Origin of the sequence: Kitasatospora sp. NPDC091276, from assembly GCF_040684355.1 — a bacterium.
Classification (GTDB): domain Bacteria; phylum Actinomycetota; class Actinomycetes; order Streptomycetales; family Streptomycetaceae; genus Kitasatospora.
Window position 1 is genome coordinate 1 of sequence record NZ_JBFBFU010000084.1, and the last position, 1437, is coordinate 1437.

Here is a 1437-nt window from a genome sequence, read left to right on the forward strand (position 1 = left end):
TGCCCTGCACCGGTTGCGGCCGCGCGGGACCGGGCATGATCCCGGCCGCGTCGCGGTGGACCTGGCGGTGATGCTCGCCGACGGAGGCGAGGCGATCGCCGATCTGGCCGTGCTGCGCGACCAGCGCGACGTGTTCGGCCCCGTCGCCTCCGCCCCGACCGCCTGGCGAGTGCTGGCCGGTATCGACGCCGCCGCCCTGAACGCACTGCGGGCAGCCAGGGCCAGGACCCGCGAGGTCGCCTGGCTGCAAGCGGACGAGACCGGCCACCCCATACCCCCATCACATGCCGGAGGGCGTGAACTACCGGGCCTGGTCCTGGATATCGACGCCACCCTGGTCACCTGCCACTCCGAGAAGGAACAGTCCGCCGCCACCTACAAACGCGGCTTCGGCTACCACCCGATGCTCTGCTTCCTGGACAACACCGGTGAGGCCCTCGCGGGCGTCCTGCGGCCGGGCAACGCCGGGGCGAACACCGCAGCCGACCACATCACCGTCCTCGACCAGGCCCTCTCGCAGATTCCCGACGCCCACCGACACGGCACCCCGGTCCTCATCCGCGCCGACAGCGCGGGCAGCGCGAAAGCCTTCCTCGCCCACCTACGCGCCCTGCGACAACGCGGGATCCAGACCACCTTCTCCGTCGGGCACGCCGTCACCGAACAGGTCCGCAAGGCCATCAGAGTCCTGCCCGGCCAGGTCTGGCATCCCGCACTGGAGCAGGACGGGGCCCTTCGTGCCGGCGCCGAGGTCGCTGAGCTGTCCGGCCTGGTCGACCTCACCGGATACCCGGACGGCACCCGCATCATCGTCCGCCGCGAGCGTCCCCATCCGGGCGCCCAGTTGTCGCTGTTCGACCAGGACGAAGGCATGCGCCACCAGGTCTTCCTCACCGATACGCCCCTCGCCGGCGGCGGTTCGATCCAGTACCTGGAGGTCCGCCACCGGGCTCACGCCCGGGTCGAGGACCACATCCGCTGCGGCAAGACCACCGGCTTCGGCCGCTTCCCCTCCCGCCACTTCGCCATCAACCAGGCCTGGCTGGAACTCTCCCTGACCGCGATCGACCTGCTGGCCTGGACGCGAACCCTGCTGCTGGACGGCGAGCTGGCCACCGCTGAGCCCAAGAAGCTCCGCTACCGCCTTCTGCACGCTGCCGCCCGGATCACGCGCGGAGCCCGCCGCCTACGCCTACGGATCGCCGCCACCTGGCCCTGGCGTCACGAACTGACCGCGGCGTTCAGCCGCCTGGTGGCACTACCCCGACCGGCCACCTGACAGACGAAGCCGCCCCTGACCACCAACGACCCAGGACCCAGGAGCACCCGGCCATCGCGCCGGGCCCTCGGCATGCCCAACATCCGACGGCAGCTCCGCGACCTTCGACACAGGGATCACCCCAGATCAGCCGACGCGAACCGAAACACGGAGGCTAG

1 protein-coding gene is annotated in these 1437 nt (G+C 71.1%); it reads left to right on the top strand.

Annotated elements, in window-relative coordinates:
• Positions 1-1279, top strand: a 1279-nt coding sequence (locus AB0O19_RS38460; protein ID WP_363626396.1) for an IS1380 family transposase, incomplete at its 5' end; no start/stop codon positions are given.
• Positions 1280-1437 lie beyond the last annotated feature (158 nt).